24 protein-coding genes are annotated in these 26,497 nt (G+C 72.4%); 8 read left to right on the top strand and 16 right to left on the bottom strand.

What is annotated here, in order from left to right:
- Window positions 1-19 precede the first annotated feature (19 nt).
- On the top strand, window positions 20-679 hold the full coding sequence (locus AC067U_RS09615; protein WP_478829090.1) for a rhomboid-like protein: 660 nt from the start codon (window positions 20-22) through the stop codon (window positions 677-679).
- 77 nt (window positions 680-756) lie between these two features.
- On the opposite strand, the gene AC067U_RS09610 is transcribed toward AC067U_RS09615, so the two are convergent.
- Together AC067U_RS09610 and AC067U_RS09605 are read right to left on the bottom strand one after the other, a co-directional pair.
- The gene (locus tag AC067U_RS09610; RefSeq protein ID WP_478829089.1) at window positions 757-1,407 is read right to left on the bottom strand and encodes a response regulator; all 651 of its coding nucleotides are present in this window, start codon (window positions 1,405-1,407) and stop codon (window positions 757-759) included.
- Between the two features lie 10 nt (window positions 1,408-1,417).
- Window positions 1,418-2,404 (bottom strand): sensor histidine kinase, encoded by a 987-nt coding sequence (locus tag AC067U_RS09605; RefSeq protein ID WP_478829088.1) that lies wholly within the window; start codon window positions 2,402-2,404, stop codon window positions 1,418-1,420.
- A 153-nt stretch (window positions 2,405-2,557) separates the two neighbouring features.
- On the opposite strand from AC067U_RS09605, the gene AC067U_RS09600 reads away from it, so the two are divergent.
- Window positions 2,558-3,100 carry a hypothetical protein gene (locus tag AC067U_RS09600; protein ID WP_478829087.1) on the top strand — a complete coding sequence of 181 codons (543 nt, stop codon included), beginning with the start codon at window positions 2,558-2,560 and terminating at the stop codon, window positions 3,098-3,100.
- 134 nt (window positions 3,101-3,234) lie between these two features.
- Here AC067U_RS09600 and AC067U_RS09595 read toward each other — a convergent pair whose 3' ends face one another.
- The 9 genes from AC067U_RS09595 to AC067U_RS09555 form a co-directional block, all read right to left on the bottom strand.
- Entirely contained in the window at window positions 3,235-4,041 is an 807-nt protein-coding gene (locus AC067U_RS09595) for an HAD family hydrolase (protein WP_478829086.1), read from the bottom strand.
- The gene (serS, locus tag AC067U_RS09590) at window positions 4,038-5,315 is read right to left on the bottom strand and encodes a serine--tRNA ligase (RefSeq protein ID WP_478829085.1); all 1,278 of its coding nucleotides are present in this window, start codon (window positions 5,313-5,315) and stop codon (window positions 4,038-4,040) included. The genes AC067U_RS09595 and serS overlap by 4 nt, the downstream gene beginning before the upstream one ends.
- A gap of 527 nt (window positions 5,316-5,842) precedes the next feature.
- Entirely contained in the window at window positions 5,843-6,778 is a 936-nt protein-coding gene (pheA, locus tag AC067U_RS09585; protein WP_478829084.1) for a prephenate dehydratase, read from the bottom strand.
- Between the two features lie 42 nt (window positions 6,779-6,820).
- The gene (gene efeB, locus AC067U_RS09580) at window positions 6,821-8,101 is read right to left on the bottom strand and encodes an iron uptake transporter deferrochelatase/peroxidase subunit (protein ID WP_478829083.1); all 1,281 of its coding nucleotides are present in this window, start codon (window positions 8,099-8,101) and stop codon (window positions 6,821-6,823) included.
- 5 nt (window positions 8,102-8,106) lie between these two features.
- Window positions 8,107-10,170 carry a copper resistance CopC/CopD family protein gene (locus AC067U_RS09575; RefSeq protein WP_478829082.1) on the bottom strand — a complete coding sequence of 688 codons (2,064 nt, stop codon included), beginning with the start codon at window positions 10,168-10,170 and terminating at the stop codon, window positions 8,107-8,109.
- A gap of 22 nt (window positions 10,171-10,192) precedes the next feature.
- Complete coding sequence (locus AC067U_RS09570) at window positions 10,193-10,696, bottom strand: copper chaperone PCu(A)C (protein WP_478829081.1); 504 nt, start codon at window positions 10,694-10,696, stop codon at window positions 10,193-10,195.
- Complete coding sequence (locus AC067U_RS09565; RefSeq protein ID WP_478829080.1) at window positions 10,693-11,343, bottom strand: SCO family protein; 651 nt, start codon at window positions 11,341-11,343, stop codon at window positions 10,693-10,695. The genes AC067U_RS09570 and AC067U_RS09565 overlap by 4 nt, the downstream gene beginning before the upstream one ends.
- An 81-nt stretch (window positions 11,344-11,424) precedes the next feature.
- Window positions 11,425-12,171 carry a YcnI family copper-binding membrane protein gene (locus AC067U_RS09560; protein WP_478829079.1) on the bottom strand — a complete coding sequence of 249 codons (747 nt, stop codon included), beginning with the start codon at window positions 12,169-12,171 and terminating at the stop codon, window positions 11,425-11,427.
- Between the two features lie 119 nt (window positions 12,172-12,290).
- Window positions 12,291-13,121, bottom strand: a complete 831-nt coding sequence (locus AC067U_RS09555; RefSeq protein WP_478829078.1) for a hypothetical protein — start codon at window positions 13,119-13,121, stop codon at window positions 12,291-12,293.
- A 144-nt stretch (window positions 13,122-13,265) separates the two neighbouring features.
- Here AC067U_RS09555 and AC067U_RS09550 point away from each other — a divergent pair, with 144 nt between their 5' ends.
- Window positions 13,266-13,733: an ATP-binding protein gene (locus AC067U_RS09550; RefSeq protein ID WP_478829077.1), complete on the top strand. Its 468-nt coding sequence runs from the start codon at window positions 13,266-13,268 to the stop codon at window positions 13,731-13,733.
- A gap of 174 nt (window positions 13,734-13,907) precedes the next feature.
- On the opposite strand, the gene AC067U_RS09545 is transcribed toward AC067U_RS09550, so the two are convergent.
- Both AC067U_RS09545 and AC067U_RS09540 read right to left on the bottom strand, forming a co-directional pair.
- Window positions 13,908-15,371, bottom strand: coding sequence for an aminopeptidase P family protein (locus AC067U_RS09545; protein ID WP_478829076.1), 1,464 nt, complete (start codon window positions 15,369-15,371; stop codon window positions 13,908-13,910).
- Window positions 15,372-15,519: 148 nt separating this feature from the next.
- Window positions 15,520-17,049: a PP2C family protein-serine/threonine phosphatase gene (locus AC067U_RS09540; protein WP_478829564.1), complete on the bottom strand. Its 1,530-nt coding sequence runs from the start codon at window positions 17,047-17,049 to the stop codon at window positions 15,520-15,522.
- Between the two features lie 376 nt (window positions 17,050-17,425).
- Between AC067U_RS09540 and AC067U_RS09535 the strand changes: the two genes are divergently transcribed.
- Complete coding sequence (locus AC067U_RS09535) at window positions 17,426-18,151, top strand: bifunctional DNA primase/polymerase (protein WP_478829075.1); 726 nt, start codon at window positions 17,426-17,428, stop codon at window positions 18,149-18,151.
- A 1,008-nt stretch (window positions 18,152-19,159) separates the two neighbouring features.
- On the opposite strand, the gene AC067U_RS09530 is transcribed toward AC067U_RS09535, so the two are convergent.
- The 3 genes from AC067U_RS09530 to AC067U_RS09520 form a co-directional block, all read right to left on the bottom strand.
- Window positions 19,160-20,137 carry a DUF5926 family protein gene (locus AC067U_RS09530; protein ID WP_478829074.1) on the bottom strand — a complete coding sequence of 326 codons (978 nt, stop codon included), beginning with the start codon at window positions 20,135-20,137 and terminating at the stop codon, window positions 19,160-19,162.
- Between the two features lie 159 nt (window positions 20,138-20,296).
- Window positions 20,297-20,911, bottom strand: coding sequence for an ATP-binding protein (locus tag AC067U_RS09525; RefSeq protein ID WP_478829073.1), 615 nt, complete (start codon window positions 20,909-20,911; stop codon window positions 20,297-20,299).
- A gap of 84 nt (window positions 20,912-20,995) precedes the next feature.
- Entirely contained in the window at window positions 20,996-21,796 is an 801-nt protein-coding gene (locus AC067U_RS09520) for a glycerophosphodiester phosphodiesterase (RefSeq protein WP_478829072.1), read from the bottom strand.
- Window positions 21,797-21,989: 193 nt separating this feature from the next.
- Here AC067U_RS09520 and AC067U_RS09515 point away from each other — a divergent pair, with 193 nt between their 5' ends.
- From AC067U_RS09515 to AC067U_RS09500, 4 genes are all read left to right on the top strand, one after another.
- The gene (locus AC067U_RS09515; RefSeq protein WP_478829071.1) at window positions 21,990-23,567 is read left to right on the top strand and encodes a S1C family serine protease; all 1,578 of its coding nucleotides are present in this window, start codon (window positions 21,990-21,992) and stop codon (window positions 23,565-23,567) included.
- Between the two features lie 153 nt (window positions 23,568-23,720).
- Window positions 23,721-24,626 carry a LysR family transcriptional regulator gene (locus AC067U_RS09510; RefSeq protein WP_478829070.1) on the top strand — a complete coding sequence of 302 codons (906 nt, stop codon included), beginning with the start codon at window positions 23,721-23,723 and terminating at the stop codon, window positions 24,624-24,626.
- Between the two features lie 99 nt (window positions 24,627-24,725).
- Window positions 24,726-25,277: a cysteine dioxygenase family protein gene (locus AC067U_RS09505; protein ID WP_478829069.1), complete on the top strand. Its 552-nt coding sequence runs from the start codon at window positions 24,726-24,728 to the stop codon at window positions 25,275-25,277.
- On the top strand, window positions 25,277-26,335 hold the full coding sequence (locus tag AC067U_RS09500; protein ID WP_478829068.1) for a YeiH family protein: 1,059 nt from the start codon (window positions 25,277-25,279) through the stop codon (window positions 26,333-26,335). Before AC067U_RS09505 ends, AC067U_RS09500 begins: the two co-directional genes overlap by 1 nt.
- Window positions 26,336-26,497 lie beyond the last annotated feature (162 nt).

Here is a 26,497-nt window from a genome sequence, read left to right as displayed (position 1 = left end):
CGCGCGTCATGATCGGATCATGATGCCGCCCCCCGGTCCGGAGCCCTCCAGGCCGATCCGGTCCTGGATCCGCTCCTCGCCCGGTACGCACATCTGGCTGCTGGTCATCGCCGTCACCAGCCTGGTCGTGGTCATCGCCCCCGACCGGATCGACCACGTGCTCCTGCACCGCAACAGCAGCAACCTCCACGAACTCGTCCAGTACCCCGTCCGGGCGCTGATCGGCAGCGCGTTCTGGATCGAGAACCCGGCCTCCCTCGCCCTCTACGCCGTCCTCTTCGAGTTCTTCCACGCGCCGGTCGAGCGCTGGCTGGGCAGTGGGCGCTGGATCGCGATCGTCGCGACCGCCCATGTGGTCGCCACCCTGATCAGCCAGCGGCTGGTCCTGGCGGCCATCGAGCACCACCGGGCCCCGCGCAGCATGGCCCACGTGGTCGACATCGGCGTCAGTTACGGACTCGCCGCGTCCGTCGGGGTGCTCACCTACCGGCTCCCGCACCCCTGGCGATGGCCCTACCTGATCGGCGCCGTCGCCTTCTTCGGCATCCCGCTGCTCACCGGCGCCACCTTCACGGACCTCGGGCACGCCATCGCCCTGTCCGTCGGCCTGCTCGCCTGGCCCCTCACCCGGAACCCCGTTTCACGTGAAACATCTGCCTGTGTTTCACGTGAAACATAGGCAGATGCTTCACCGGGGTACCCCCGGCGGCCCCGGCGGCAGCCGGTGGAGAAACACCGCTGCCGACCTGCTGTCAGTCACCGCTCGGCCTTCACCACCCCGTGCTCCCACGCCCACGAGGCGATCCCCACCCGGTTCCGCACGCCCAACTTCGCCTGCACGTTCGCGATGTGCGTCTTGGCCGTGCCCGCGCTGATGAACAGTTCCGTGCCGATCTCCGCGTTCGTCAGCCCGCGTGCCACCAGCCGGACGATCTCCAACTCGCGCCCGGTCAGCGGGTGAGCGGGAGCCGCCCGGTCCGCCGGTGCCGTGGGCCGCTCGGCCAGCGAGCCCAGCAGCCGCACCGTGATCTGCGGGCTGATCAGCGTGTCCCCCTGCACGGCCGCCCGTACGCCCTCGATCAACAGGGTCGGCCCCGACCGCTTCAGCAGGAACCCGCAGGCCCCGTTCCGCAGCGCCGTGTGCACGTACTCGTCGTGGTCGAAGGTGGTCACCACGACCACCCGGGTGTCGGGGGCCAGCAGCCGGGTCACCTCCAGCCCGTCGAGCTTCGGCATCCGGATGTCGGCCAGCACCACGTCCGGCCTGAGCTCCCGGGCCAGCGCCACCGCGCGCTCCCCGTCCTCCGCCTCCCCCACCACCGTCATGTCCGGCTGCGAATCGAGGATCAGCCGGAATCCGCTGCGGACGTCCGCCTGGTCGTCGGCTATCAGAATGCGCGTCGTCACCCAGCCATGATCACCCCTGGGACCCCGCCGCCGTCGGGAAAACCGCCCGGACCAGCCAGCCGCCCCCGGCCACCGGACCGGCCGTGAGCGTTCCCTCCGCCGCCTCGACCCGGCCCCGCAACCCTTCCAGCCCGGTGCCACCGCCCCAGCGCCGCGCCCACCGGCCCCGACCGCCCCGGACGCCCTGCACGTTGGCCACGCTCAGCTCGATCCCGTTCCCGTCCCGCCTGACCGTCACCGTGACCGCCGCGGCGCCCGGCGCGTGCCGCCGTACGTTCGTCAGCGCCTCCACCGCCACCCGGTACGCGGTGGTGTCCGCCTCCCGCGACAACCCGGCCAGCGCCCCCGGCTCGGCTTTCAGCACCCCGCCCTCGAACCGCTCGACCAGCGCCGGGAGTTCGGCCAGTCCCGGAGTGGGGGCGGTCGGGCCGCCGCCCGCCACCCGCAGCGCGTGCACCGTCCGGTCCATCGTGGCCAGCGCGTTCAGCCCCGCCTTCTCGATCCGCTCCAGGGCCGCCAGCGCCAGCGCCGGGTCCTGCTCCGCCACGAACCGCGCCGCCTGCGCCTGGACCACGATCGCGCTCACGTCGTGTGCGACGAAGTCATGCAGATCGCGCGCGAGTTCCAGCTGCTGCTCGCGCCGGGCCTCGTGCACCGCCCGCCGGGCGCGCCCCGCCTGACGCCGCAGGTGCCATCCGGCCCCGGCCGCTCCCGCCGCCGGCAGTGCCCAGAACAGGGCCGCCCCGGACAGCTCCAGCCACCCCCCGTCCCCGATCAGGGACACCGGCCAGTACGCCGACGCCACCCCGCCCAGGAGGCAGGCGGTCCAGGCCCATGGTCCGGGGGACCAGCGGGCCGAGAGCGCCTGGAGCGGGAGCAGCACCAGGACTCCCAGCAGCGTCGCCCCGGCGGGCGCCCCCAGCACGCAGGCGATCAGCAGCACGACGGAGCCCAGGGCCAGCGAAGACGCGTACACGGCGTGCGGTTTCGGGATCACCCGACCGACCCTACGAGGGGTGGCCGGGCCGGGCCATCTGCCGATCGGCAGAGCGCCGGCGCCCGGGACCTGCTCATCGGCGGATGGTTCCGGCGCGGCGCCCGAACGAGGCTTGGATCCATCAACCGTTGCCTCGGGACAAGGACTTGGCTGATGACCACGATCCCCTCCACACGCGCCACGGACATCGTGCCCGGTGTCTCCCGCCGGCTCCACCGGATCGCCGTGCTCGCCTCGCTGACCGTGCTGCCCAGCTGTGTGTGGCGGCTGCTGATCGCGGCGGGCGTCTCCATGGGCTGGGGTCCGGGCAGCGACCTGCACCACTCGTACTACCCGGGCCGGGCGTCCCTGGTCCTGCTGTTCGTGTGTGCCCTCCAGGAAGCCGCGGGCCTGCTGAGTCTCGGCCTGGTCCAGCGCTGGGGCGAGCAGGTGCCCCGCTGGGTGCCCGGACCGGGCGGACGCCGGATCCACCCGGCGGTGGCCCTGGTCCCCGCCGCGCTCGGTGCCCTCGCGGTCACCGGCATCACGTTCCTGGGGGCGTGGGTGTGGAACGACACCAACGGCGCGAATCCCGACGCGCCCACCGGGTTCTTCGGCTGGGTCTTCGCGCTGACCTATGCGCCCCTGCTGCTGTGGGGTCCCCTGCTGGGCATCCTCACCGTCGCCTACCGGCGCCGCCGCCGGGCGCATGGCTGAGGCGCGGAAATTCGCTGGTACGGGGGCACCCGCAGGGGCACAGTGGATCTCGCGGGGAGCAACACGGAGGTCCGGGGCAGCCACTTCGAGCGCGCCTCACGGCGCGGGCCGTCCCGGACCTTCCCGGACTTCTGCTACGCGGCGCCCAGCAGGCGCTCCAGCACCACCGCGATGCCGTCCTCCTCGTTGGAGGTCGTCACCTCGTCGGCGACGGCCTTCAGCTCGCGGTGGGCGTTGGCCATGGCCACACCGTGGGCCGCCCAGCCGAACATGGGGATGTCGTTCGGCATGTCGCCAAAGGCGATGGTCTCGGTCTTCTTCACGCCCAGGCGGCGTGCCGCCAGCGAGAGCCCGGTGGCCTTGCTCAGCCCCAGCGGAAGGATCTCCACTATGTTCGGACCGGCCACGACCACGTCGACCAGCGCCCCGACGACCGCCCTCGCCTTCGTGGCCAGGGTGTCGTCGTCCAGCTCGCCGTGCTGGACGTAGAGCTTGGTGAGCGGGGCCGCCCACAGCTCCGCCGTGTCCTCCAGGAACACGTACGGCAGCGGCCCCTCCTGCACCCGGTAGCCCGGACCGACCAGCACGTCGCCGTCGAGGCCGTCCCGGCTCGCGGCCAGGCGCACCGGTCCGAGCTCCGCCTCGATCTTGGCCAGCGCCAGTCCGGCGAGCTGCCGGTCCAGGGTCACCGAGGTGAGCAGCCGGTGCTCTCCCGCGTGGTAGACCTGCGCTCCCTGCCCGCACACCGCCAGCCCCTGGTAGCCCAGGTCGTCGAGGATGTGACGGGTCCAGGGGACCGCACGGCCGGTGACCACGATGTGCGCGGCACCCGCCGCGGTGGCCGCGGCGAGCGCCTCGCGCGTCCGCTCGGAGATCGACTCGTCGGCCCGCAGCAGGGTGCCGTCGAGGTCCGTCGCGATCAGGCGGTACGGGAAGCTCACTTGGTGACCGGCTCCAGCAGCTCCCGGCCGCCCAGGTAGGGCCGGAGGACCTCGGGCACCCGCACGGAGCCATCGGCCTGCTGGTGGTTCTCCAGGATCGCCACGATGGTGCGCGGGACGGCGCACAGGGTGCCGTTCAGGGTGGACAGCGGCTGGATCTTCTTGCCCTCGCGGACGCGGACCGACAGGCGGCGGGCCTGGAAGCCGTCACAGTTGGAGGCGGAGGTCAGCTCTCGGTACTTGCCCTGGGTCGGGATCCACGCCTCGCAGTCGAACTTGCGGGAGGCGGAGGAGCCCAGGTCACCGGTGGCCACGTCGATCACCTGGAACGGCAGCTCCAGGGAGTTCAGCCACTGCTTCTCCCAGTCCAGCAGGCGCTGGTGTTCGGCCTGGGCGTCCTCCGGGGCGACGTACGAGAACATCTCGACCTTGTCGAACTGGTGGACGCGGAAGATGCCGCGGGTGTCCTTGCCGTACGTGCCGGCCTCGCGGCGGAAGCACGGGGAGAAGCCGGCGTACCGCAGCGGCAGCTTGTCGGCCTCGATGATCTCGTCCATGTGGTACGCGGCGAGCGGGACCTCGGAGGTGCCGACCAGGTAGAAGTCGTCCTTCTCCAGGTGGTAGACGTTCTCCGCGGCCTGACCGAGGAAGCCGGTGCCCTCCATGGCGCGCGGGCGCACCAGGGCCGGGGTGAGCATCGGGATGAAGCCGGCTTCGGTGGCCTGCGCGATGGCGGCGTTGACCAGCGCCAGTTCGAGCAGGGCGCCGACACCGGTCAGGTAGTAGAAGCGCGAGCCGGAGACCTTCGCGCCGCGCTCGACGTCGATGGCGCCGAGGGCCTCGCCGAGCTCCAGGTGGTCCTTGGGCTCGAAGCCCTCCGCGGCGAAGTCACGGATGGTGCCGTGGGTCTCCAGGACCGCGAAGTCGTCCTCGCCGCCGACCGGCACGTCCGGGTGGACGATGTTGCCGAGCTGCAGCAGCAGGGCGCGGGCGGCGTCGTCCGCCTCGTTCTGTTCGGCCTCGGCGGCCTTCACGTCGGCCTTGAGCTGCTCGGCCCTCTTCAGCAGCTCGGCGCGCTCGTCCGGAGTGGCCTTGGGGATCAGCTTGCCCAGGGACTTCTGCTCGTTGCGCAGCTCGTCGAAGCGCACGCCCGCGGACCGGCGGCGCTCGTCGGCGGAGAGCAGGGAGTCGACGAGGCCGACGTCCTCTCCACGGGCGCGCTGCGAGGCGCGGACACGGTCAGGGTCTTCACGGAGCAGCCGAAGGTCAATCACCCCTCCAGGCTACCGGTCGGGGCTTCCTCGGATCACACCGATATCACGCTGCGTGTCGCTATGTCCCAATTGCCGAGAATGGAAAACTGTTGCCGTGTGGCCGGATCCGAACAGTCCGAAGAGGTCAATAAAAGCACCCGCATTCCCTGAAACGGGGCACATCGCCAACGCCAGGTCCACGGCCTGAGCAGCCGACTTGTCCACAGGAATGAAGGAGGGCCGCATCTTTTCCACAGGCTGCGCTCCGTGTCTGTGGACAGGATTCGAGATCTTTGGTGGATGTGACCAGCGGCAAGGGATTCGGGGTTCAAACCGCCCTCACACACTCATTCGGGTGGGAATGACTCGCCCCAAAGAGTTGATCGGTGATACAGGGGTGACGCCGTTCACCTTCCGCTCGCTCATGCGAAACCCGGGCGCCCCGACCGATTTGTCGACCTTGCCGTCCCCAAGTGTCGACTAGTCCACAGGTCTCCCCGGTGCCCTGTGGATAACTCTGTGGACAACCCGGTGGATAACTTGGCCGGCTACGGACGGCCGTCGAGGCAGCGGGTCAGCCAGTCCGAGGCGGCCGTGAAGTCCGAATCCGCCGTTCCGGGCCGGGTCGCGCCCACGTCACTCTGTGCGACACCCGCGCGCGGGTAGGAGCCCAGGAAACGGATCTGCGGACAGGTCCGCCTCAGCCCCATCAGCGCCTCGCCCATCCGCCGGTCGGAGACGTGGCCCTCGGCGTCCACCGCGAAGCAGTAGTTGCCGATGCCCTCGCCGGTCGGCCGCGACTGGATCAGCATCAGGTTCACCCCGCGGACCGCGAACTCCTGGAGCAGCTCCAGCAGCGCGCCCGGGTGGTCGTCGTGCATCCACAGCACCACCGAGGTCTTGTCCGCGCCCGTCGGGGCAGCCGGCCGGGCAGGCCGCCCGACCAGCACGAAGCGGGTCTCGGCGTTCTGCGCGTCGTGGATCTCGGTGACCAGCGGCTCCAGCCCGTAGGTGGCCGCGGCGAACTCCCCCGCGAAGGCCGCGTCGTACCGGCCCTCCTGGACCAGCCGCGCGCCGTCCGCGTTGGAGGCGGCCGACTCCCACAGGGCGTCCGGGAGGTTGGCCCGCAGCCAGTTCCGCACCTGAGGCTGAGCCACCGGGTGCCCGGTGACCGTCTTGACGTCCGACAGCTTGGTGCCCGGCCGCACGAGCAGCGCGAAGGAGATCGGCAGCAGCACCTCGCGGTAGATCATCAGCGGCTCGCCGGAGGCCAGCTCGTCCAGGGTCGCGGTGACCCCGCCCTCCACCGAGTTCTCGATCGGTACCAGCGCCGCCGCGGCTTCCCCGTTGCGTACGGCGTCCAGGGCGGCCGGCACCGACACCATGGGCACGAGCTCCCGGGTGGCGGCTTCCGGCAGGGTGCGCAGGGCGGCCTCGGTGAAGGTGCCCTCGGGTCCGAGATAGGTGAAGCGGGTGGCCGACATGCGATCAGCCTAATGCCGGGGGGCCGTCCGCCGGGGCGGCGTTCACCCTTCGAGCAGACGCTGCCCGACGTACTCCCCGGGACCCGGACCGCCGGGGACCGCGAACAGGCCGCTGGCCTCGTGCACGATGAACGCGGACAGCGCGTCGCCCCGGTCGAGCTTGCGCTGCACCGGTACGAAGCCCCGCAGCGGGTCGGCCTGCCAGCAGACGAAGAGCAGACCGGCGTCCGGGGCACCGTCCGGGCCGATCCCGTCGTGGTAGGAGAACGGCCGCCGGAGCATCGCCGCCCCGCCGTTCTGCTCGGGGGCGGAGATCCGGGCGTGCGCGTTGGAGGGGATCACCGGCTTGCCGTCGGCACCCCGCTTGTCCAGGTCCGGCTCGGTGGTCTCGGTGCCGCCGGTGAGCGGGGACCCGTCGGCCTTCCGGCGGCCGATGACACGTTCCTGCTCCGCCGGGGGCTGCTTCTCCCAGTCGTCGAGGAGCATCCGGATGCGGCGTACGACGGCGTACGAACCGCCGGCCATCCAGGCGTGCCCGGCCGGGCCGGGTCCGGCCTCGGGTACGAAGATCCGTTTGTCGAAGTCGGGCTCGGCCGGCTTCGGGTTGCCGGTGCCGTCGACCTGGCCCATCAGGTTGCGGGCGGTCATCGGGCTGCCGGTGGCCCCGGGGGACCGGTTGAAGCCGTTCATCTGCCAGCGGACCCGGGCGGCGTCCCCGGCGTCCTTCTGCAGGGAGCGCAGGGCGTGGAAGGCGACGAGGCCGTCGTTCGCGCCGATCTGGATCCACAGATCCCCGTTGCTGCGGCGCGGGTCGAGCCGGTCGGCGGAGAAGTCGGGCAGCGGGTCGAGCGCGGTAGGCCTGCGGTCGGTGAGCGCGGTGCGGTCGAAGAAGGAGTGGCCGAACCCGAAGGTGACGCTCAGAGAGCAGGGCCCCGCGTCCAGGGCGATACCGGTGTCGGCGTTCGGCGCCGGCTCGCCCGCCATCAGCCGGCGGGCGGTCTCGGACCAACGGCGCAGCAGGGCCGCGGCCTCCTTGCGGCCCGCCCCGGGGGCCAGGTCGAAGGCCAGGAGGTGCCCCTTGGCCTGCATCGGGGTGGTGATCCCGGCCTGGCGGGTGCCGTGGAAGGGGACCTCGGTGCTGCCGAGCGAGGCCAGCGCGCCGGCGGAGCCGGCCGCGCCGCCGCTGCCGGAGCCGTCGGCCAGTGCGGAATGGGCCAGGGCGCCGGCGGTCCCGCCCAGGGCGAGGCCGGCGGCGCCGGCCGCTCCGACGGTGCCCAGCAGCCGCCTGCGGGAGATCTCGATGTCGGTGTTGGTCTCGGTCACGCTGGTCAGCCGATCTTCACGTTCTTCTGGACGGTCGTCTGGTCGATGTCGGAGGTGCGCACGGTCACGTCGACGCGCCACTCGCCGGCGAGGGGGAGCTGGACGCCCTGGGCGGTCCAGTGTCCGGGAGCGAGGCGGTCGGGGGCGAGCGGCAGCGGGCCGATGTCCTTGGCCGGGAGGGTGAAGGCCACCTTCACCTCGGGGGCGTCCAGCGGCTTGCCGTCGGCGCCGTCGATCCAGAGGTGGAGGGTGTTGGCGCCGGTCCGGCCCGGGTCGAGCTCGAAGCGCGCGGTGCCCTTGCCGTTCGGGCCGCCGGTGTCGAACGGCAGGCTGATCTTGATGGGTCGGTCCGGGACGGCGGTGCTCACCGGACCGCCGCGACCGACTTCCTGTTGGGCGGTGCGGCCGGGCTCGGTGCCGGTGAGCAGGGTGGTGACGGCGAGCAGCACGGCGGCGACCGCTGCCTCTGCGAGCACGGACCGGCGCAGTCCGGCCCGGCCGGGGTCGGCGTCGCGCTCCCGCCGCCGGGTGGCCTTGGCCCGGGCGGCCTGCTGCCGGGCGAGCTGGGCGGCGCGCTCCGGGTCGGCGGGGACGGTGACCGGCTCGCGCTCGGCCGCCTCCTCGGACCCGCCTTCGGACCCGGCCTCGGACCCGGTCTCGGACCCGGTCTCGGACCCGGCCTCGGACCCGGCCTCGGACTCCGCCTCCCCCTCGGCTTCCGCCCGTGTTTCTCCCCCGGCTGCCGCCGCGGGTACCCGCAGTGGAACCTCGCCGGTCTCGGCCAGGTGCGCGGTCCACTTCCGGGACAGGGAGGCGATCCCGACCAGCACCACGACCAGCCCGATCTTGAGGATCAGGAGCCGCCCGTACTCGGTGCCGGTGAGCGCGGACCAGCTGCCGACCTGCCGCCAGGACTGGTAGAGCCCGGTGGCGGTGAGGACGAGCACGGAGACGAAGGCGACCCGGGAGAAGCGCCGCACGGAATCGAGTTCGAGGCCGGGCGCCGTGTGGAGGCTGACCAGCAGGGCGGTCAGCCCGCCGAGCCAGACGGCGACGGCCAGCAGGTGGAGGATGTCCACCGGCATGGCGAGGCCGGTCTGGACGCCGGTGGAGGCGTGCTCGGAGAGGGCCCAGGTCGCGGCGATGCCCGCGGCGATGACCGCCCCGCCCATGGCGAGGCCGAAGGTCAGGTCGCCGGTGTCCTTCGGGTCGGTCTCCGTACCGTTGCGCTCGCCGTCGAGCTCGCCGCGCTGTCGTCGGGCGTAGCTGCCGAAGAGTACGGCGATGAACAGGGCCGCGGCGCCGAGCAGGAGCAGCCGGGAGACCAGCGAGGCGCCGGTCTTGGTGTCCAGGACGGCCTTGAGCCCGGCGAGGTCGAAGACGTCGGCGAACTCGCCGCTGCCCGTGTAGGGGTTCCGCAGCACCAGCATGGCCAGGGTGGCCGCGGTGAGTGCCAGCCAGCCGCGGAGGACCAGCTTCTGCAGCGGCCGCTCCTCGGCCCCGCGCGGCCGGCACAGCAGGATGAAGGCGGCGGCGCCCACCAGCACGGTGAAGCCCGCGTAGGCGAGGTACCGCGCGATCCCGTAGGCGGTGCCGACCGGCCCGCCGCCCGCCTGCCGGGCGGGCAGGGTGACGCTGGTCGCGGAGGGTGCGCCGACGGAGAAGGTGAAGGCGCCGGAGATGGGGTGGCTGTCGGCGGAGACCGCCTGCCAGGCCACCGTGTAGGTGCCGTTGGGGAGCCCGGTGTGCAGGCCGATGCCGTACCGGACCACGGATCCGCTGCACATGTCGCGGAGTTCACCGGTGTCGACCCGCCTGCCCCGGGGGTCCATGACGCGGAGGGAGTCCTCGCCCATCGCGACCTGCTCCGAGAAGGAGAGGGTCACCTGTGCGGGGGCCGTGGCGACCACCGACCCGTCCTTGGGGTCGCTCGCGGTGAGTGCGGCGTGCGCCGTGGCCGGGGTGGCCGCGGTGAACAGCGCCGCCAGCAGGGCTGCGAGGACCAGCACGAGCCGGGGCAGGAGCGCGCCGGCGGAGGTGCGGGCCAGGGATGGGGCGGTGGCCGTCATGGCGTGTGTGTCCCTCGGTCCGTCAGTGGGATGCGTCGTGCGATGCGCCGTGCTGCGGGTTGTACGTGCGTTCCTTCACGTCGAGTTCGACCTTGACCGGGCCGGACTTCTCGAACCGGAGCTCGACGGTGACCTTCTCGCCCACCTTCGGCTTGTTCTTCAGGCCCATGAACATGACGTGGTTGCCGCCGCGCTCCAGCCTGAGTTCGCCCTTCGCGGGCACGTCCATGGCCTGGACCTGCTGCATCTTCTGGTTCTTGGTCTCGTGGATCTGGACGTCGTCGGAGAGCGGGCTGGTGACGCCCGTCAGCTTGTCCGCCGTGCCGGAGCCGTTCTCGATGACCATGAACCCGCCGGCCATCTTGTCGTTGACGGGTTCCGGCATGAAGGCGCCGCTGACCTTCATCTCCGGCTTGCCGGAGGCCTTCGACCCCTCCGAGCCGGAGTCGGAGGAGCAGCCGGATATGGCGAGGGCGGCCGTCAGGGAGAGGGCGGCGGCCAGGGTACGGGTGGTGCGGGTGTTCACGGGTTCTCTCCCTTGGCGATCTTCGGCAGGTCCTTGGTGTAGTCGTCGACGCTCGTGTTCTCCCCGTAGAGGACGTAGCCCTCGTCGGTCTTGGGGGAGAACGCGATGACCTGTGCGCCGTGCATGGAGACGACGCTGCCGTCGGCCTCCTTCTTCGCCGCCTCGATGCCGATGCCCAGCTTGAAGGCGCCGGCCTGGATGGTCTTGAAGTCGCCGGTCAGGCCGACGAAGGACGGGTCCTGCGCCTTGAGCCACTTTCCCAGGGAGTCGGGGGTGTCCCGCTCGGGGTCGGTGGTGACGAAGACGACCTGGAGGTCGTCCTGGTCGGCCTTGGGCAGGGCCTTCCGGGCGACCGCGATGTTGCTCATGGTCAGCGGGCAGACGTCCGGGCAGTTGGTGTACCCGAAGTAGATGAGCGTGGGCTTGCCCTTGGTCTGCTCCCGCAGGCTCCAGGGCTTGCCGGTGGTGTCGGTGAGGACCAGGTCCGGCTTCTGGAAGGGCCGGTCGAGGACCGTGGCCGCCTTCCTGGCCGCGGGTGCGTTGACCTCGGCGACGGAGTTGCCGCCGGATCCGCCGTCACCGCAGGCGGACAGGGTGAGCGCGGCCGCCAGCGCCAGGGCGGCGGCCGTCACACGTGTGGTGCGCATGAAGAGATGTCCCTCTGATCGGGATCGGGATCGGGATGTCGGAAATTCGAATGCCGTAGGGATTCCGGACGGACCGGAAGATCAGGCGGAGGTGCGGCGCCGGGAGGCGATGCCGAACGCGACCCCGCCGAGGCCGACGACGATGCCGGCGATGCCGAGGGCGCGTGCCGTGGTGTCGGTGCCGGAGCCGTCCGCGGCAGCCGTGCCGTGCCCGTCCTGCTTCTCGTTCCCCTTGCCGCCGTCCGCGGGGGCGTTCTTGTCGTCGCCGCCGTGGTGCCCGTCGGCCTTGGCCGGGGTCAGCTCGAGTACGGGGGCCGGCGCATCCGGCTCCTGGCCGCCTTCCTTCGGCTCCTCGATCCAGCGGACGACCTCGTTGTTGTCGTACGTCTGGACCGCCTTGAAGACCATTTTGTCGGCCTTCTCGGGGAGCGGGCCGAGTGCGACGGGGAACTGCTGGAACTTGCCCGGCTCGACCTTGCCGCCGGACCAGGTGATCTTGCTGACGGCCTCGTTTACCTGGCTGCCGTGGACCGTGAGCGGCTTGTCGAGCTTGGTCTTCTCGACGGTAACCGTCCAGCCGGGAATGTCCTGAGGCATGGCGTGGGACAGCGGCTGGCCGGCCGGGAAACTGATCTCCAGCTTGTTCGTCGAGGCGTTGTCGCGCTCGTTCGGCACCCGGAAGACGATGGTGGCGTAGCCGCCCTGGGCGGCTTCCCCGAACGGCTGCACGCTGACGTGCGCGTAGGCGGTGGCCGAGAGGACGAGGACGGAACCGGCGGTGAGTGCGGCGGCGAAGGCGGTGCGAGAGCAGGCGCGAGCGATCTTCATGGCGGAAACTCCACGGATGCAGTGGTGCGGTGGCTCCGGGCGCGGACGCGCGCGGAGTACGCGGCGGCCGCCGCTGCTCACCGCACTCGGTCCGCGAGTGAGGGCAGGAGGGCGCCGCGTCAGGCAGCGAGGGCGTACGCCGCCGGCGGCCCGCGCCTGATGACCGTGTGCTGGAGTGCCTCCCGGCCCGGGCAGGGTGTCCGGTCGGGGGCCGCGCGCCGGGCCCGCCGGGGCGCCGGGTCGGTGTCGTGGAGTGCGCTGCCGAGGGCCCGTACGAAGCCCAGCGCGGCGCGCAGCGCCCGTACGGGAGCGGCTTCGGCGGACCGTCGGCCCAGCTCGATCAGCCGGAACAGGGCTGCGTCGCCCCGCCCCAGGAGCCACCCCGCGACCAGCGCGGCCAGCAGGTGGCCGAGCAGCATGGGCAGGCTGAACAGGGCGGTCGCGGGTTCGGCCGCGGCCTGCGCGGCCGGTGCCGCGTGGGCGTGGACGGCGTGCGCCGCCTGCCCGGCCAGCGCGGCCTGGGCGTCGGGATCGATGCCGGCGGCTTCGAGCAGCTGCCGGGCCTCGCCCGGCCGGAGCGGGACGGAGTTGCCGCCGCACACCAGCTTGGCTGCCAGGGCCGCCAGGGAGGCGTCGGAGGCCGGCTGCACCCCTCCGGCGGCCGGTGCCGCCGCGGCCCCGTGCTGGCCGAGGCCGAACAGGGCGTGCAGCCCGATCTGTCCGCCGGCCAGTGCGGCCGCGATGCCGGGCAGCGACCGGCGGCGTCCGGCGAGGGGCGCGGCGACGGAGAACACGAGCAGGAATCCCGCGCCGATCGCCCACCAGGGCACGGTGGCGCAGGAGGCCAGGGCGTGCCCGATCGCGGACAGCACGACGCAGACCGCGGTGAACACCGCGGCCCGGGCGAGCCGGATCGAGGCTCCGGCGCGTGCCGTCTGGGGGACAGTCATGGCCGGGCCATTTTTGCACTGCGCCCCGGTACTTCCCCAGGCAGGTGCCGAAGGAGTCCGAGTCCCGCCGCCGTCTGGGCCGAAAGAGGGCTCTGCCGGACGCGGGGGGCTTACGGGGCGGCCCCTGCGGCAATAGGTACGGGTATGAGCATCTGGTGGTCTCTCCACTTGAGGCGCGAGGCCGCGAGCGTGCCGCTCGCACGGCGGCTGCTGCTCGGGGCGATGGAGACCGCGGGGGTGGATCCGGACATCTCCTTCGATCTCTCTCTGGCGCTGAGCGAGGCGTGCGCGAACGCGGTGGAACACGGTGGCCGGGCCGGACTGGACGGGCGGCCCGCGGAGTGCGGCGCGTACCGCGTCACCGCCTATCTGGACGGGGACCGGTGCCGGATCGAGGTGACCGACTCGGGTCCGGGCTTCCCGGCGCACGCCGTCGGCCCCCACAGACCGGCCCGGCCCGGACCGGGGCTCCGGGAGAGCGGGCGGGGCCTGTGCCTGATCGAGGAGCTGGCCGACCACGTGCGGTTCCGGAACCGGCCGGGCCGGGGTGCGGTGGTCAGCTTCGACAAGATGCTCAAGTACCGCGACGGAGCGCTGCTGCACGTGTCGTGACGTCGGTGGCCCGGGCATCCGCGCAGGTGGCCGGGGCATACGCGCGGTGGCCCGGGGCGTACGCGCGGTGGGGCGTACGCGCCGGAGGGCGGTGCCCGCTCGGGACACCGCCCTCCGGCGGTCAGCGCTTTCCGGCCCCGGCGCCCGTGGGCGCCGAACGGGCCGGCGGGGTGGTCAGCCCTTCAGGCCGGCCATCCAGGCCTCGACCTCGTCGGACCGGCGCGGCAGCCCGGCCGACAGGTTCCGGTTGCCGTCCTCGGTGACGAGGATGTCGTCCTCGATCCGGACGCCGATGCCGCGGTACTCCTCGGGCACGGTCAGGTCGTCGGCCTGGAAGTAGAGGCCGGGCTCGACCGTGAGGCACATGCCGGGCTCCAGGGTGCCGTCCACGTAGGCCTCGGTGCGCGCGGCGGCGCAGTCGTGGACGTCCATGCCGAGCATGTGGCCGGTGCCGTGGAGGGTCCAGCGGCGCTGCAGGCCCAGTTCCAGGACGCGCTCGACCGGGCCCTCCAGGAGGCCCCACTCGACCAGCTTCTCGGCGAGGACGTGCTGCGAGGCGTCGTGGAAGTCGCGGAACTTCGCGCCCGGCCGGACGGCCGCGATGCCGGCCTCCTGGGACTCGTACACCGCGTCGTAGATCTTGCGCTGGATCTCGCTGAACCGGCCGCTGATGGGCAGGGTGCGGGTCACGTCGGCGGTGTAGAGGGTGTCGGTCTCCACACCGGCGTCGAGCAGCAGCAGGTCGCCGGAGCGGACCGGGCCGTCGTTGCGGACCCAGTGCAGGGTGCAGGCGTGCGGGCCGGCGGCGGCGATGGTGCCGTAGCCGACGTCGTTGCCCTCGACGCGGGCGCGCAGGAAGAAGGTGCCCTCGATGTAGCGCTCGGAGGTGGCCTCCGCCTTGTCGAGGACCTTCACGACGTCCTCGAAGCCGCGGACGGTGGAGTCCACGGCCTTCTGCAGCTCGCCGACCTCGAACTCGTCCTTCACGGCGCGGGCCTCGGAGAGGTAGACGCGCAGCTCCTCGTCGAGCTCCTTGGTGACCTTGTCGGTCAGGGCGGCCTCGACGACGGAGTCGTGGCCGCGGACGTTGCGGACCGGGCCGGTGGCCTCGGTGAGCTCCTCGGGGAGCTTGCGGACGTCCTTGGCGGGGATGCCGAGCAATTGCTCGGCCTCGGCCAGCGAGTGGCGGCGGCCGACCCACAGCTCGCCCTGGCCGGAGAGCCAGAACTCGCCGTTCTCGCGGTCGGAGCGCGGCAGCAGGTAGACCGTCGCGGTGTGGCCCGTGGTGGTGGGTTCCAGCACCAGGACGCCGTTCTCGGTCTGGTCGCCGGTGAGGTACGCGTACTCGGTCGAGGCGCGGAAGGGGTACTCGGTGTCGTTCGACCGGGTCTTCAGCCGGCCGGCCGGGACGACCAGGCGCTCGCCGGGGAAGCGGGCGGAGAGCGCGGCGCGGCGGGCGGCGGTCTGTCCGGCCTGGGGGATCGGCGCCAGGCCGTGGAGCTCGGTGTCGGCCCAGCCGGAGCGCATGCTCGCCGCGAGTTCCTCGCTGACGCCCGGGTAGAGACCGTTCTTCCGCTGCTTGTGCGTCTTCTTGGGCTGCTCTTCTTCCGGGGTCTCCGGGGTGAGCTCGTCAGCCACGTCTTCTCCTCATACGACCGCTACGGCAAGGGACCGGGTAGGAACCTCTTCCATCGTATGTGCGAGGGGCAAGCAGCCGACCAGGCTGTGATGAATCAGTCAATCGCCCCAAAACGGGCATGAAGTCGCCCGTCCAGGGGAGGCCGGCTCACTCGAAACGGGCGGCGAGCAGGACGACGTCCTCGTCGGCGGCGGACGGGACGTCCTCGGGCAGCACCGTCCGCAGCACGTGCTCGCAGAGGGCGTCCGGGTCCTCGCGGAGCGACCTCGGCACGTTCGCTGCCGCCGCGTGCAGCCGCGCGTAGGCCCGGTCCATCGGGTCGCCGGTCCGCCGGAGCAGCCCGTCGGTGTAGAGAAGCACCGTTTCTCCGGCGGCGGGCTCGATCTCCACGCTCGGCGCTTCCCAGCAGGCGAGCATCCCCAGCGGGGCGGAGAGCGAGGTCTCCACGTATTCGGTGCGGCGGTCCCCGATCAGCAGCGGCGGGGCGTGCCCGGCCCCGGCCAGGACGATCTTCCGCTGGGCGGGCTCGCAGTACGCGAACAGCGCGGTCGCCGCGCGGGCCGGCTCGGTGAGCCGGAGCAGCAGCTCCAGGTCGGACAGGACGGCGACCGGGTCCTCGCCCTCCATGACGGCGTACGCGCGCAGGGACGCCCGGAGCCGGCCCATCGCGGCGACGGCGCTCGGGCCGGAGCCGGTGACCGAACCGACGGCCAGGCCGAGGGCGCCCTCCGGCAGTGGCAGGGCGTCGTACCAGTCGCCGCCGCCTGCCGGGCCGGTGCGGTGCCGGGAGGCCAGCTGCACGCCGGGGACCCGGGGCAGCCGGCTGGGCAGCAGCTCCTCGGAGATGGTGGCGAGCCGGATGCGGGTCCGCTCGACCTCCACCATGCGGGCCAGGTACTCGGCCCCGTGCCGGACGTAGAGGTCGGCCAGGTCGCGCTGGCGGTCGTTCGGCTCGGCCGGTTCGTCGTAGAGCCAGACCGCCGCGCCCAACCGGCCCGTGGCCTCGGCGGTCAGCGGCAGCGCGTAGCTGGCGGCGTAACCCAGGCGCGCGGCGACCTCGCGGTGGTGCGGGTCGACGGGGACCGCGTAGCCGCCGGAGCCGGGCGCGGAGTCGGGCTCGGGCAGCACCTCGGAGCCGCCCTGGGCGTCGGGGAGGCCGTCGAGGATGCGGCCGTAGCGGGTGGCGCTGCGCGGCACGGTCTCGATGTGACCGAGCTCGGCGCGGCCGAGGCCCAGGCCGATGGTGTGGACCGGGCCGAGTCCGTCCGCGGGCTCCAGGACCACCAGACCGCGGCGGGCGCCGACCAGGGAGGCGCCGGCGCGCAGGAGTTCCCTGAGGGAGGAGTCGAGATCGGTGGTGCGGGCGAGTCGTTCGGTGAGTTCGTGGAGGGTGGTGAGGTCGGAGACCATGCCGGCCAGCCGGTCCTGGATGACCGAGCTCGGCGTGGGCGGCGGGGGCGGGCCGGGGGGCGTCCGGGCGGACACGGGGGCCGCAGTGTGAGGGGAGGCCGCAACTGCTGGATCGATTCCGGCCACTTTCGGCAGATGCGAGGCGCTCATGGCGTCCGCCTTTCCACCTGGTGCGATTCGCCATAAGGCATTGCAAACCCCCAGATCAATCTGCGCCGCCATCAATGGGTCCACATCTACACGTCCGGGAGGATCGATGTCCAGCATTGTCAAGCTGGGAATCCTGGTGTCTGTGAGGCGACAACTCCACGTACGGCCAAGGCTCGAACTTGGCCGGAAATGGCCGGACGGGAGCCGTTTTTGAGGTCGACTGGACGGGCGTGGAAGTGACTCCGGGTACGTAGTTCGTGGTGGCCGGAGCGAGTTGGCGGCGAGGTCGGCGGGAGCGCCGGCCGGGGCCGGGCTCGATCCGGTGCTGGTGCGTTCCACCCCCGCCGGACGTTTCATGGACCCGTAAGAAAACTGCACGAACCGTGTGAACTTGCTTCAAGCGGACAGTGACGCGAATCGTGTACGTGCGGTGAAACACCGCATACATGGTGTGATGTGGCCCTCGGCGTTCAACGGAAAGGAACGAGCGCACATGCGCGAGATCCTCGGAAGGCGTCTCCAGCGGCTCCGCAGTTCCTTGCAGTCCGTGCGTTCCCGTGCCGGCTCCCGCCCCCGTTCCCGCGGCGGCGACGGGAGCGGCCCGTCCGGCCCGCCCGACCTGCTCGGCGGGGCACTGCGCTGCGCCGACGACTGGGGCTGGCCGGTGCTCCCCGGTGTCGGCCGCTCGGGCACCGACGAACGGCGGTGCGCCTGCCCCGACCCGGACTGCCAGGTCCCGGGCGCGCACCCCTTCGACCCCGGCCTGCTCGCCGCCACCACCGACGCCCGCATGGTGCGCTGGTGGTGGACCAACCGGCCCGCCGCGCCGGTCATCCTGGCCACCGGCGGTCGTGCGCCCTGCGCGGTGAGCCTGCCCGCCGGCGCGGGCGCGCTGGCGCTGGCCGGGCTGGAGGCGCTGGGCCTGCGGCTGGGGCCGGTGGTGGCGACGCCCGCGCGCTGGTCGCTGCTGGTCGCTCCCTACTCCCTGGAACGGCTCGGCGAACTGCTCTACGCCCAGGACCGGGTGCCCTCCTCGCTGCGCTTCCACGGCGAGGGTGGCTATCTGCTGCTGCCGCCCTCCGCCGCCTCCGGCGGCGGGCGGGTGCGCTGGGAACGGGCGCCGCAGCCGGGAGCCGGACGGCCCTGGCTGCCGGACGTGTCGCAGGTCGTGGACGCGCTGGTGGAAGCCGCATCCCTCGAACGGGTGCCACCGGCGTGAGTTTCCCGGGGAATTGGGCGCGGACATCTCCGTAGCCCTTTCCCGCGCCGCTATCTTCGCCGAATGAATCTCCGCCTGATCGCAATCGGTGCCGGTGTACTGATCATCTTGTCGCTGCCGCTCGCGGGCGCGATTGCGGGACCGGACTTCCGCGGTCAGGGCGACGGAAAGGGCGGCGGACTGCTCACCACGTTCGGGCTGGCGGAGGATTCCGGCCGGGCGGGCGGTTCAGGCGGCTCTGCGGGCCGGGGTCCGGGTGAGGGTTCGGGCCGGTCCGGCGGTACGGGTGGTGCTCATGGTGCGGCCGGTTCTGCGGGGTCTTCCGGTTCTACGGGTCCTGCGGGGTCTGCCCGGGCCGAGGGTGCCGACGGGCGGCCGGATCCGTCCGGTGGCCGGGACGGCTCCGCGTCCGGATCAGGTGCCGTGTCCGGTTCCCCGGGTGCTCCGTCCGCCGCTCGTTCCGGCCCGGCCGCAGCGCCCCGTACGGACTCCCGCTGCGGCCCCGAACTCACCTCCCCCGACGGGCTGGAGGCGCAGACCTGCGTCCTGTCGGCCGAGGGGCGGACCTGGGGGCGGAGTTACTACCGCAACACCAGTGGCCGCGCCCTGGACGCCGTGCTCACGTTGATGGGGCCGGCCGGACGGACCGTACGGATCCACTGTGGCGTGGAGGGCGGGGACGAACCCGGGCTGTGCGAAACACCGCGTGAGCGGGTTGCGGGGGCGCCCGGGGACTACTCGGCAGTAGCGGAATTTGCAGTTCCGGATGATGAAGGGAAGCTGCTCCTGCGCTCGGGGAGCAACTCCCCGGCCCCGGCGGACGGTTGAAGTCCGCGAGAAATGTAAGGCCCGGTCGCTGGCGACGGGGGATGCACCAGCGACCGGGCTACAAGAACCGTAACAAGAGATCGCCTGTTCGCAAATTCGATCTCTGATATTCAGACACCGATTTGCAGGCGATTAGCGGGAGTTGTGACCCCGGTCACCGGTCCTGCGGGTGGCCGGACATCAACTCAGCGTGACCTGGCGGTTGGTGAGCCCGCCGCGGGCACGACGCTCCTCCGCGGTCAGCGGGGCGTCGTTGGCCAGGGCCTTCGCGAGCCGCTCGGCGAGCGCCGCGGCCGGCTTCTCGACCTCCTTGGCCGAGACTCCGGTGGGCAGGTCCCAGACCGGCACCATCAGGCCGTGGGCACGGAACGAGCCGACCAGACGGGTGCCTTCGCCCAGCGAGGACTCACCCGCGGCGTGCAGCCGCGCCAGTGCGTCGAGCAGCTTCTCCTCGGGGTGCGGCATGACCCAGCGCAGGTGGTTCTTGTCCGGGGTCTCGCACCAGTAGGCCGCGTCGACGCCGGACAGCTTGACGGTCGGGATGGCGGCCGCGTTGGCGCGTTCCAGGGAGGCGGCGACCTCCGGGGAGGCGTTCTGGGCGCTCTCCGCATCCGGAATCCAGAATTCGAACCCGGTGTGAACTTCCGGCTCGAAAACGCCGTCGAGGTCGAGGAGATCCTGAAGTCGCGGCCCCTCGGCGGGCGCCTTGCGGGCCGGCACCGGGTTGCCCGGCTCGGTGGCGAGGGCGCGCTCCAGGGTGTCGGCCATGTCCCGGGCGAGGTCGCCGGTGGAGCTCTCGTTCTGGAGGCCGAGCAGGATCGAGCCGTCCTCCCGGCGCAGCGCCGGCCAGGCCATCGGCAGCACGGTCGCCAGGGTGACCGAGGGGACGCCCTTGGGCAGGCCGCCCTTGAGGGACAGCTCGACCGTGGCGGCGGGCACCAGTTCGCGCAGCGCCACCCAGTCGCACTCGCCGGGCAGTCCGGCGAACGGACGCTGCACCAGCTCGGTGCCGGCGTGCGCGGCGGTCCGGCCGTGACAGGCCTTGTAGCGGCGCCCGGACCCGCAGGGGCAGGGCTCGCGGGCACCCACCACGGGGATCTCCCCGTCCTTGAGCTGCGGCTTGGCAGCGGTCGTCGCTGCGGGGCGCTTCTTGGCCATGGTCGGTGTCTCCCGGTTGCGGCGGTACGTGACGGCGCGAGCCTAGCCGCTCGAACCGCCCGCACCGCCGAACCCGGGGCCTTGCCGGAAGCACGGTCGGCGTGCACTCCCGGAACGGCCGCCTCGGAGCCCTGACGCGGACCCGCTCATGGATCCGGATCAGGGGATCTCGGGGAGATCCAGATCATCGAAGGGTGCCGTGAAGTCGATCGCGGGCGCCGCAACGCGCGTAGCGAAATCGTCGTGACGGGGCCCGGCGGCGACGATCACCCATACGGTGACCTCGCCCGCGGCTCCGTCGCGGACACCCCAGTCCAGGGCCAGGGCGCTGATGATGTTCAGCCCCCGCCCGCCGCGCGCGGTGACCGAAGGCGTGGCCGGAACCGGGCGGGTGGGACCGCCCCCGTCCGTCACCTCGACCGTCAGCCGCCCCGCTCCGTCGACGCGCCACGCGGCGCGTATGTCCCCGTCCCCGACCTCTCGGGTGCCCAGTGGCCTGCCGTGCCGGCAGGCGTTGCTGAGCAGCTCGGAAAGGATCAGTACGGCGTCGTCCACGACCGAATCGGACACCCCGCTGATGCGCAGCTGCTCGCGCATCCGGTGCCTCGCCTCGCCCACGCCCGCAGGACCATGGGGTACGGCCATGCACGACGACGTGGGCACTTCCTGTGCCACCACCAACGCCACCCCCGGAACCTCCTTAGCCCCACGCCATGGTCTGGATGCCCCAATGGCCTGGACCGGAAACCGCCGGGCCGGAGCCCTCTGACGCATTCATGACCATAGGAAACGGAGCGGATGCGCCGGTGCACACCCTGTAACGACGGGAGGGGTGTGACAGGTGGGACAAAAGGTGTTTCAGCGACCGAGTTGGGACAGGACTTGTCGTGGCCGATTGGTGATGATCGCTTCCACACCCAGATCAGCGCAGAGCTGAACGTCTTCGGGTTCGTTCACGGTCCACACGTGGACGGAGTGCCCGGCGGCCTGGAGCCGCCGGATGAACCCGGGATGGCTGCGGACGATCCGTATGCCGGGGCCGGCGATCCGCACCCCGGCGGGCAGCCGCCCGTCCCGCATCCGCGGGGAGATGAACTGCATCAGGTAGACGGTCGGCACCGTGGGCGCGGCCGCGCGCACCCGGTGCAGCGACCGGGCGGAGAAGCTCATGACCCGGACGGGGTGCGGGCCCCCGGCCGGCGGCGCGTCCAGCCCGAACCGCTTGAGCAGGAAGAGCAGGCGCTCCTCCACCTGTCCGGCCCAGCGGGTCGGATGTTTCGTCTCGATGGCGAGGTCCACCGGCCGGCCGGCGTCCGCGATCAGCTCCAGCAGCCGTTCCAGGGTCAGCACCGAGGTGCGCTCGGGGTCCGTGTCCCAGTCGGGCGACTCCTCGCGGCCCTTCCAGGACCCGAAGTCCAGTGCCGCGAGATCGGCCAGTTCCAGGGCGGAGACCGCGCCGCGTCCGTTGGAGGTCCGGTTCACCCGGCGGTCGTGGACGAGCACGAGATGGCCGTCCGCGGTCAGCCGTACGTCACATTCGAGCGCGTCCGCGCCGTCCTCGATCGCCTTCCGGTAGGCGGCCAGGGTGTGCTCGGGGGCGTCTTCCGAGGCTCCTCGGTGGGCGACGACCTGGATGGGACGCGGCGTTGCGTGGGTCACCGGGTCATGGTGCCACCGAGCGGGGCCAGCGCGCCGGGCCGGGCGCGGATGCACAGGTCCGGCTTACAGTGCTCTGACAGTTCATGGGAAAGGCTTTGCCCTGGAACTTGTGCGGGTGGTCGAACGTTCAGTCGGACCGATATCCGTGGACACTCGATACCAGTGAAGCCGTGTGCGACGAGGAGAGAGCGCTGTGAGCACCGAGAACGAGGGCACCGCGGCCCCGACGCCCCCCGCGGCCCCGTCCGCACCTCCCGTGCCGGTGGCCGCTCCCGTGCCCGTGAGTGACAGCACGCACCGGTCGGACCGGCCGGCCGAAGGCGAGTCCGGCCCGGAGGCGGCGCATGCCGCTCCCGCGGGTCCGGCGGCGCCTGCCGCTCCCGGCCCCGCCGCCCCCGTTCCGGGCGAGGCGCCGACCCAGCAGCTGCCGCCGGCGCCCGAGCCCCCCGCCCAGCCCGTCCAGCCCCTCCAGGGCCAGGCCCCTGCGCCCGCCGCCCCGGCGTACGGCGCGCCCGTACCTCCCCCGGCCGCGCACGGTGCGGCCGCCTGGCCGCCGCCCCCGCCGGCCGTCCCGGGGTACGGCATGCCCGGCGGAACGGGCCACGGCGGCTGGGGTGCCCCGCTGACCACCGACGGCATGCCGCCGGCCAAGCGCAAGAGCCGCGGCGGCCTGATCGCGGCGGTCCTGGTGGCGGCGCTGCTCGCCGGCGGGGTCGGCGGCGGCATCGGCTACTGGGCGGCCGAGCGCGGGGACGTGGTGTCCGGCTCCACCACGGTCGCGGCCGGGAACACCCCGAAGGACCTCAAGCGCGACCCCGGCTCGGTGGCGGGTCTGGCCGCACACGCCCTGCCCAGCGTGGTGACCATCCAGGCGCAGGCGGGCGACGGCGAGGGCGGCACCGGCACCGGCTTCGTCTACGACCAAGAGGGCCACATCCTCACCAACAACCACGTGGTGGCCTCCGCCGCCGAGGGCGGGAAGCTCTCCGCGACCTTCTCCAACGGAAAGAAGTACGACGCCGAGGTGGTGGGCCGGGCCCAGGGCTACGACGTGGCCGTCCTCAAGCTCAAGACCCCGCCGTCCGGCCTGGCCCCGCTGGCCCTCGGCGACTCCGACCGGGTGGCGGTCGGCGACCCGACGATCGCCATCGGCGCCCCCTTCGGCCTGTCGAACACCGTCACCACCGGCATCGTCAGCGCCAAGCACCGCCCGGTGGCATCCGGCGACGGCAGCGGCAACAAGAACTCGTACATGAGCGCGCTGCAGACCGACGCCTCGATCAACCCCGGAAACTCGGGCGGCCCGCTGCTCGACAGCCGGGGCGCGGTGATCGGCATCAACTCGGCGATCCAGTCCGCCGGCAACGGCGGTTTCGGCGGCGGCCAGGCCGGCTCGATCGGCCTCGGCTTCGCCATCCCGATCAACCAGGCGAAGACGGTCGCCGACCAGCTGATCAAGAACGGCAAGCCGGTCTACCCGGTGATCGAGGTCTCCGTCGACCTCCAGGCCAAGTCCGAGGGCGCCAAGATCTCGGAGTCGGGCGGCTCCCCCGCGGAGCTCGTCAAGCCGGGCGGTCCGGCCGACAAGGCAGGACTCAAGCCGGGCGACGTCATCACCGAGTTCGGCGGCAAGCCGATCGACAGCGGCCCGACGCTGATCAGTGAGATCTGGACGCACAAGCCGGGCGAGACCCTGAAGCTCACCTACCTGCGGGACGGCAAGCCGCACACGGTGGACATCACCCTCGGCTCGCGGATCGGCGACAAGTAACCCACGGGCGGAAGCACCCCACGGGCTGAAGCAACCCACGGGCTGAAGCACCCGGCCGGCCCCCGGGCCCTGGCCGATCACCGGCCGGTCCGGGAGGGGTCGTAGGCGCGATTGTGCCTACGGCCCCTCCCAACATCCGCTTATGCTTCGGAGGTGTTCGATTCGCGGCACATCCGGACATTCCACGAGGTCGTCGTCTCGGGGTCGTACTCGGCGGCCGCGCGCGCCCTGGGGTACACCCAGCCCGCGATCACCCAGCAGATGAAGGCGCTCGAACGCGCCGTCGGCACACCGCTGTTCACCCGCGTCGGCCGCCGGATGCGGCTCACCGAAGCCGGTGAGTCCCTGGCCAGGCACGCCGAGTCGATCCTCGGCTCCCTGACCGAGGCACAGCAGCAGATGTCCGCGTACGCCCGGCTGCGCACCGGGCGGGTCCGGCTCTGCGGTTTCCCCAGCGCCAACGTCGCGCTGGTCCCCGAGGCGCTCAGCGGACTGGCCAAGGACCACCCGGGAGTCCAGGTCGAACTGCTGGAGGGGGAGCCGCCCGATTCGCTGCACCGGCTGCGGCGCGGAGAGTGCGACATCACCCTCGCGTTCACCTATCCCGGGCTGCACGAGGCGGTTCCGGAGGAGGTCGCCGAGGTCAGGCTGATGGAGGACCAGCTGACCGTCCTGCTGCCCAACGGCCATCCGCTGGCCCGCCGCCGCGCGGTGAACCTCGCGGACCTCGCCGAGGAACGGTGGATCGCGGGCTGCCCGCGCTGCCGGGCCAACCTGCTGCACGAGTGCGCGGAACTGGGCTTCGTCCCGGACATCCGGTTCGCCACCGACGACAACCTGGTGGTGCAGAGCCTGGTCGCCCAGGGGCTGGGCGTGGCGATGATGCCGGCCCTGGTCCTTCCCTCGCTGGCGCTGAGCCGGGTCTGCGGGCGTGCCCTCCAGCCCGCTGCCCGCCGCCACATCTCCGCCTACGTCTACCGGGACCACCTGCGGATCCCCGCCACCTCCGTGGTGCTGGACAGGCTCCGGCGGGTGGCGGCGAACCGCGTGGGCTGCTGAAACCGCCGCGCGCAGTCGCCCCCATCCATAACGCGGGCTTGGGATCTCGGGTCGAAACTGGCGTTGGACGCGAGGAATCGCCGGGCGGACGCTGCGGATATGACCACGACCGTGCCGGCCCGCACCACCGCGAGGATGGCCGCCCTCGTCCGCGACATACGCACCGTCGTCGACCGGGGCCTCGCCCCCGACCTGACCGCCTACCTGGTCGGCGAGCTGCTCGCCCCGCATCTGGGCGCGCCCGACCTCCTCACCCCCGCCCAGCAGGAGGGCGATCCGGAGCGCTACCGGCAGCACGTCCTGCACGCCGATCCGGACGGCTCCTTCTCCGTGGTCGCGCTGGTCTGGCTGCCCGGCCAGGAGACCTGCATCCACGATCACGTCTCCTGGTGCGTGGCAGGGGTGCACCAGGGTGAGGAGAGCGAACGGCGTTACCGGCTGGCCGCGTCGCCGGGCGCCGCCGCCCGGCTGGTGCCGACCGAGGACGTGGTCAACGCGCAGGGCGAGGTGTGCGGGTTCGCGCCGCCCGGTGACATCCACCGGGTGCGCAACTCCTGTACGGACAAGGCGATCTCGATCCACGTGTACGGCGCTGACGTGTCCCGGCTGGGCACCAGCATCCGTCGCGTGTACCGGCTCCCCGCCGAGTGATGGCCCTCCTCAACAGGCCGCGGAGCGGCGGGCGGAGCGCGGACGCGGGGCGTGTTTCACGTGAAACATCGTCTCCCTGGGCGGGGTTGGCGATGGCCGCCTGTGGCGCCCTGCTGGCCTGGGGTGTCCACCGGCTCCTCCCCGCTGTGCCGATGCTGACCGCCTCGGTGGTACTGGGGATCGCCGTCGCCCACCTCCCCGGCGCCCGGGCGGTCGTACGGGGCCCTGGGCGCCCAGGGCTCTCGCTGGCAGGACGGCGGCTGATGCGGATCGGCATCGTGCTGCTGGGGCTCGGTCTGGGCCTGGACGAGGTGCGGCGGCTTGGCTGGGCCACGGTGGCCATGGTGGTCGGCGTGGTCGCGGCGACCTTCCTGGGCACCCTCTGGCTGGGTCGGCGCCTGGGACTGCGCGGGGACCAGCCGCTGCTGATCGCGACCGGCTACTCGATCTGCGGGGCCTCGGCGATCGGAGCGGTCAGTGAGGTGTCCGGCAGCGACGAGGAGGACGTGGCGGCCTCGGTGGCCCTGGTCACCCTGTGCGGGACGTTGGCCATCGCCGTTCTTCCGCTGCTCCAGGGCCCCTTGGGCCTGTCGGACCCGGCCTTCGGCCGCTGGGCGGGGGCGAGCGTGCACGACGTGGGCCAGGTGGTGGCGACTGCCCGGACGGCCGGACCGGAGGCGCTCGGTGAGGCGGTTCTGGTCAAGCTGATGCGGGTGGCGCTGCTCGCCCCGCTGGTGGCGGCGGTGGCCCTGTCCTTGCGGGCCCGGCGGCGCGGGACGCGCACGCCCTCGGGGCGGAGGCCGGCACCGGTGCCGCTGTTCGTGGCCGGCTTCCTGGCGGCGGCGGCCCTGCGGGCCACCGGCCTGGTGCCGGAGACGGCCCTGGCCTGGTCGCGCACCGCCCAGGAAGCGCTGCTGGCGGCGGCCCTGTTCGGGCTGGGGAGCGCGGTCCACCTGCCGACGCTGGCCCGTACGGGCGGGCGAGCCGCACTGCTGGGGCTGGGTGCCTGGGTGGTGGTGGCCGGGGCCTCGTACGCGGGCGTGCTGCTCACCGTATGAGGGCGTCGGGGGCGTCACGACCTCGACCGGTCCTGGCCTGAACCCGACCGAAGAACTGACAAGGACATGACAGCGATGCCGGTGTCGTGCCACTCTGCCCCGGCAAGCCGATCCGCACCGACAGCACTTCGTCCCCCACCCTGCCCGGACCCGACCACCGGT

The sequence above is a fragment of the Streptomyces sp. NPDC043853 genome, assembly GCF_056436025.1.
The sequence above is the reverse complement of the archived record's forward strand: the minus strand, read 5'-3'. Positions and strand labels throughout refer to the sequence as shown.